Source organism: Embleya scabrispora DSM 41855, from assembly GCF_000372745.1.
Classification (GTDB): domain Bacteria; phylum Actinomycetota; class Actinomycetes; order Streptomycetales; family Streptomycetaceae; genus Embleya; species Embleya scabrispora.
The window spans coordinates 1-4,852 of the sequence record NZ_KB889620.1 but is presented as its reverse complement, the minus strand read 5'-3'; the positions used below and the strand labels follow the sequence as shown (position 1 = coordinate 4,852).

Here is a 4,852-nt window from a genome sequence, read left to right as displayed (position 1 = left end):
GCCCTCCACCGCACTCGACCCGGTCGTCGTAATCGCCACATCGGTCATCGGATACTCCCTTTGCGCAGGGTGTACACCGAGTCCTTGATAGTCCCTGTCAGACCCCCTCAGTAGGTAACGGGGTGTCCTTTGGGGGGGTGGTTGGGGTGGGAGATGTGCAACTTTTGGGGGCAGTGGGGTGGCGGGGGCTCGGTTAGCGTCGGGGTATGTGTTCCGTTTCCGCTGTGTGGGCTCGCGATGCGGTGTTGTGGGTGGTCACCGGTCTCGTCGTGGCGCTTGCCGGTGGGGCGTGGCCACCGGCGGTCGCTGACGTCGTGGTCGGTGTGCCGGGGTTGGTTGCGGTGGCGGTTCTTGGGCGGCTGTTTCCGTCGGGGGCCTTGGCTCTCACCGTGTTGCTCGCGCAGGGGGATTCGCGGGGCTACCTCGCCGTGGTGGTCGCGGCGTTCCTGGTGGGGCGGCGCACCGCCGCCGGTCCCGGGCCGCTCGGATGGGCAGTGGCTGTGGCGGGGCCCGCGCTCCTGGGCGCGGCTTTCACCGATCCGCTGCCGACCGATCTGGCCGAGTTGCCGGCTCGGCTGCTGGGTACTGCCGTACTGCCCTGGCTGGTGGGGCGACACCTGTACCAGCGTGTCCTGTTGCAGCGCGCCGGGTGGGAGCACGCGGGACGGTTGGAACGCGAGCAGGGCATGGTCGCCGAACGGACCCGGCTTCGCGAACGGGCCCGAATAGCACGGGACATGCACGACTCCCTCGGCCACGATCTGAGCCTGCTCGGGCTGCGGGCGGCCGCGCTGGAGACCGCCCCGGAGTTGCGTGCCGAACGCCGGGTCCAGGCAGCCGAGTTGCGGGCAGGCGCCGGCGCTGCGACGGAGCGACTGCGCGAGATCATCGGGGTGCTGCGCGAGGACCACGACGCGGCGCCGGTGGATCCCGTACATCAGGACGTCGCCGCCCTCGTGGACGGGTGTCGGGCGTCGGGAATGGTCGTGACGTACGAGAGCGACCCCGTTCCGGCGACGGGGCTGCCGAGGATGGTCGACCTGGCGGTGTACCGGATCGTGCAGGAATCGCTCACGAACGCGGCCAAGCACGCGGCGGGCGCGGTGGTTCGGGTCGGCGTCACCCACGCGCACGACGTGACCGTCGTCGATGTCGGGAACGACTCCGGCCTGCCCGACTCCGACGACCCGCGGGTTTCGACACCAATGGTGTCGGGCGGCGGGCACGGCGTGACCGGGATGCGCGAGCGGGCCCGACTGGTCGGCGGTACCCTCGACGCGACCGCCACCGGCGACGGCTTCCGGGTACTGGCCCGCCTGCCCCACCGTGGCACCCCCGGACCGCCGCTCGTAGCGGCGGGCCATATCGAGGAGACCCGCCGGCTGCGGGTGGGCTTCGCGAAGGCGCTGGCCTGGGTCGGCGGGGGCGTGCTCGTCGCCGTGTCCGCGTACGCGTACGCGATGCAGGGCACGGCGATCGCGCCGGACGACTACCGGCGGATGCAGGTGGGCCAACCGCGGGCGGAGCTGGCCGGGAAGGTGCCCGGCAGGCAGTACGCGCAGCGTCCGTACCACGAGCCGCCGTTCCCGGCCGGCGCCGTCTGCGAGTACTACACGGACGGCGACCTGCTGCCGACTCGCGGGTTTCGCCTGTGCTTCGTGCGGGGGCTCCTCGCGACGAAGGACGAGGTGCGGTTCGGGCGCCATGCCGACTCGGGAGACGGGGGACGCACGCCGGGTACGACCGATGAATGACGGCCACCGGATACGACCGATTGTCGGTGACCTCCGCATATGGATCGTCGACCCGATCGAGAAGAGAAGAAGAGGCAACGTGAACACCGAACCGCGCCCGATCCGAGTGCTGTTGGCCGACGACGAGGCGTTGATCCGGGCCGGGGTAGGTGCCGTACTCGCCAACGACCCCGGCGTGGAGGTCGTGGCCGAGGCGGCCGACGGACACCAACTGATCGAACAGGCCCGCCTGTACCGCCCGGACGTGGCTCTCGTGGACATCCGGATGCCGAACCTGGACGGCCTCGCCGCGACCGTGGAGTTGCGTCGGGTCGTGCCCGAGACCGCCGTGGTCATCCTGACGACATTCGGCGAGGACGGGTACATTGCGCGCGCGATCGACAGCGGGGCGGCCGGATTCCTGCTCAAGTCGGGCGACCCGCGCGAGTTGGGCATCGGGTTGCGCGCTGCCGCCGACGGCGGCGCGTACCTGTCCCCGAAGGTCGCCAAGCACGTGATCACCCACCTGGCACGCGTCCGCCCGATGCGCGACGCGGGCGCCGCGGCCCGGCTGGCCGGCCTCACCGCACGCGAGCGCGACGTCCTGGCCCTGCTCGGCGCGGGCCTGTCCAATATGGAGATCGGTCGACGCCTGCACCTGGTCGAAGGCACGATCAAGGCCCACGTAAGCGCGATCCTGACCCGTCTCGACGTCCGCAACCGGGTCCAGGCCGCGATCCTCGCCCACGAGGCGGGCCTGGTCGCCGACCCGAGCGAGTCCCGGGGCGACGTCGACGCACCGGGCCGGACGGGCGCGAGCGGCCGGGCCGCCCGGTCGACCGGTTGACCTTGACTCGGTCGACCGGCCGACCTCCACCCGATCGACCCGACGGCGCGTCAGACGTCGCGCCGCCGCAGCACCCGCCACCCCGCGAGCTGCGCCGCGAATGCCCACGCCGCCAGGGTCGCGCCCGCGGCGGCGTGGCCTTCGAGGAGCTTCGACCCGGCGCCGCCCGGCAGATACTCGCCCGCCCGCGCCGTGACGAAAACGGGTAGCAGGAGCATCACCACCAGGACCGTGCTCAGCGTCGGCAGCGCGCCACGCACCACCGCGGCCACACCCACGGTCGTCATCGCGGTCAGGACCAGATACGCCGTGATCACCACGATGTCCCGAGCCATGGCCCGCCCTTCGCCGACTCCGGCCGAGCCCAGCGTGAACCGCCCGATGCCGACCCCCGACACCGCGAGCAGAAGCCCGAGCGGCACCGTCACCGCGACCACCACGACGGTCTTCGCGATCAACACCCGACCCCGCCGCGGGTCGGCGGTCAACGTCACCCTGATCGCCCCCGTCGCGAACTCCGTCGTCATCACCGCCATCGCGAACGCGACGACCGCGAACTGCGCCAACAGCACCCCGTTCATCGCCGGCTCGCCGATCGCCATCGACGTCCGCCCGCGCGCCGCGCCGGCCGCGACGTCGTGCGCGAAGGACGCGCCCACCGCCGCCGCACACGCGACCATCAGCACCACCGCGCTCGCGAGCGACCACCACGTGGACCGCATCGACCACAGCTTGATCCACTCCGAACCCACCGACCCACGCCACGCCATCGACACGCACCTCACCTGCCCTCTCGCTCCACCGATCCACACCGCCGGCATCAACCCCCACACCCGCGCGGGAAGCGCGGCGTCGAAGGCGAGCCGACGGACCCGTCACCGCGCGACGTACTGCACCGCGTCCGCCGTCAACGCCATGTAGGCCTGTTCGAGCGAAGCCTGACGCGTGCTCAGCTCGTACAGCAGCACCCCGAGCCCGTGCGCCGCCCGCCCGACCTCCCGGATCGAACTCCCCGTGACCGAGAGGCCCGCCACACGCTCGTCGTCGTGATCCGTCTTCGCCACCGTGGCCCCGACCGCGACCAGGTGCTCGGCGAGCAGCGCCAGACCGGTGACGTCCGGGCTGCGCACGATCACGCGCGCCGCGGCCGATCCGAGCAGTTCGGCCACCGGGGCGTCGGCGATCAACCGGCCCTTCCCGAGTACCACCATCCGATCCGCCGTCAGCTCCATCTCGCTCATCAGGTGGCTGGAGACGAAGACCGCGCGACCCTGGGCCGCGAGCGAGCGGAGCAACTCCCTGATCCAGCGCACGCCGTCCGGGTCCAGCCCGTTGACCGGCTCGTCCAGCAGCAACGCGCGCGGGTCTCCGAGCAGGGCCGCCGCGACGCCGAGCCGTTGGCTCATGCCGAGCGACAGCGTGCCCACGCGTTGCTCCGCGACCTCGCGCAGTCCCACCATGTCCAGGACCTCGTCCACCCGCCGGGTCGCGATGGCGTGCGTACACGCGAGCGCCCGCAGGTGGGTACGCGCCCGCCGGGCCGGGGGCACCGCCTTCGCGTCGAGCAACGCGCCGATCTCGCGCAGCGGATGCCTCAGCTCGGCGTACGGCCGGCCCGCCACCAGAGCGCGACCCGACGTCGGCCGGTCGAGACCGAGGATCATCCGCATCGTGGTCGACTTGCCCGCCCCGTTGGGCCCCAGGAATCCCGTCACCAGGCCGCCCGGGATCTCCAGGCTCAGGTCGTCGACGGCCGTACGATCGCCGTGCCGCTTGGTGAGCCGTTCCAAGGTGATCATCGCGCCCTCTCGCCGTACCCTCGATGTCCGGGAAACGTGTTCTGGTCACGAACCTAGGAAACGACCAGGGTCCGGGGCATGTGTCGTTCGGCACCGACCGTCCACGACTTTCGTCGGGTCGCCGGGTACGGCCGTCGTACCGGGAGTCTCGTGCGCCCGGACGATGCCTCGGGAACGGCGTGCTGCCTAGCCTCCAACCATGCGAAGAGGCAACCGGAATACATCCGGTATCCCGACGAACTCCCCACACAACAAACACTTCCGGCGCTCCACGACACGACGCCGAGCGCGGCACGCGGTCACCGTCCTCACGCTGTCGACGACCATCGTCGCCATGGGCGCGGGAACGAACGCCGCCGCGACCGACGAGGCGTCGGCATCCGGATCCGCGGCGCGTCGGATCGACTGGCGGCCCTGCCCGGCCGACCCCACCGCCGACTGCGGGAAACTCACCCTCCCGATCGACTGGGCCC

Annotated in this window: 4 protein-coding genes; 2 read left to right on the top strand and 2 right to left on the bottom strand. The window is 71.6% G+C overall.

Going from position 1 to position 4,852, the window contains the following annotated elements:
• Positions 1-377: 377 nt before the first annotated feature.
• Positions 378-1,754, top strand: a complete 1,377-nt coding sequence (locus tag A3IC_RS54150) for a sensor histidine kinase (RefSeq protein ID WP_158695939.1) — start codon at positions 378-380, stop codon at positions 1,752-1,754.
• Between the two features lie 79 nt (positions 1,755-1,833).
• Complete coding sequence (locus A3IC_RS0113250; RefSeq protein WP_020550539.1) at positions 1,834-2,580, top strand: response regulator transcription factor; 747 nt, start codon at positions 1,834-1,836, stop codon at positions 2,578-2,580.
• Between the two features lie 50 nt (positions 2,581-2,630).
• Here A3IC_RS0113250 and A3IC_RS0113245 read toward each other — a convergent pair whose 3' ends face one another.
• Entirely contained in the window at positions 2,631-3,350 is a 720-nt protein-coding gene (locus A3IC_RS0113245) for a hypothetical protein (RefSeq protein ID WP_158695938.1), read from the bottom strand.
• Positions 3,351-3,455: 105 nt separating this feature from the next.
• Positions 3,456-4,379 carry an ATP-binding cassette domain-containing protein gene (locus tag A3IC_RS0113240; protein WP_020550537.1) on the bottom strand — a complete coding sequence of 308 codons (924 nt, stop codon included), beginning with the start codon at positions 4,377-4,379 and terminating at the stop codon, positions 3,456-3,458.
• Positions 4,380-4,852 lie beyond the last annotated feature (473 nt).

Bases quoted from the DNA above. Each gene is read 5' to 3' on its own strand.
- A3IC_RS0113245 (WP_158695938.1), bottom strand. From the start codon at position 3,350: ATGGCGTGGCGTGGGTCGGTGGGTTCGGAGTGGATCAAGCTGTGGTCG.
- A3IC_RS0113240 (WP_020550537.1), bottom strand. From the start codon at position 4,379: ATGATCACCTTGGAACGGCTCACCAAGCGGCACGGCGATCGTACGGCC.